5 tRNA genes are annotated in these 510 nt (G+C 49.0%); all 5 read left to right on the top strand.

Annotation, left to right across the window (positions count from 1 at the left end):
* Positions 1-13 precede the first annotated feature (13 nt).
* Positions 14-85: transfer RNA gene (locus tag TS1_RS12320), tRNA-Glu, on the top strand.
* A gap of 16 nt (positions 86-101) precedes the next feature.
* Positions 102-191, top strand: a tRNA-Ser gene (locus TS1_RS12315).
* 49 nt (positions 192-240) lie between these two features.
* A tRNA-Met gene (locus TS1_RS12310) sits at positions 241-314 on the top strand.
* 38 nt (positions 315-352) lie between these two features.
* Positions 353-426 (top strand) — tRNA-Asp (locus TS1_RS12305).
* A gap of 4 nt (positions 427-430) precedes the next feature.
* Positions 431-503, top strand: a tRNA-Phe gene (locus tag TS1_RS12300).
* The last annotated feature ends 7 nt before the right edge of the window (positions 504-510 follow it).

The following is a 510-nucleotide window of genomic DNA, read 5'->3' as shown; positions in this document are numbered from 1 at the left end:
CTTTACAAAACAAGGTCCGTTGGTCAAGTGGTTAAGACACCGCCCTTTCACGGCGGTATCACGGGTTCGAATCCCGTACGGACCATGCGTCTTGGGATTATGGAGGATTACCCAAGTCCGGCTGAAGGGAACGGTCTTGAAAACCGTCAGGCGGGTAAAACCGCGCAAGGGTTCGAATCCCTTATCCTCCTTTATCGAAATTGCTTGTAATTATATTGCAAGTAAAAATTATTTTATTATCGCGGGATGGAGCAGTCTGGTAGCTCGTCGGGCTCATAACCCGAAGGTCGCAAGTTCAAATCTTGCTCCCGCAATTGTACTTTTTAAAGTACTTATTACTTACAACAAGGCTGGTCTGGTAGTTCAGCTGGTTAGAATGCCTGCCTGTCACGCAGGAGGTCGCGGGTTCGAGTCCCGTCCAGACCGTTTTGGATCGATAGCTCAGTCGGTAGAGCAACGGATTGAAGCTCCGTGTGTCGGCAGTTCGATTCTGTCTCGATCCATATAAGG

This window comes from Tetragenococcus solitarius NBRC 100494 (genome assembly GCF_001544195.1).
Lineage (GTDB): Bacteria > Bacillota > Bacilli > Lactobacillales > Enterococcaceae > Tetragenococcus > Tetragenococcus solitarius.
This window is presented reverse-complemented; position numbering and strand designations above follow the sequence as displayed.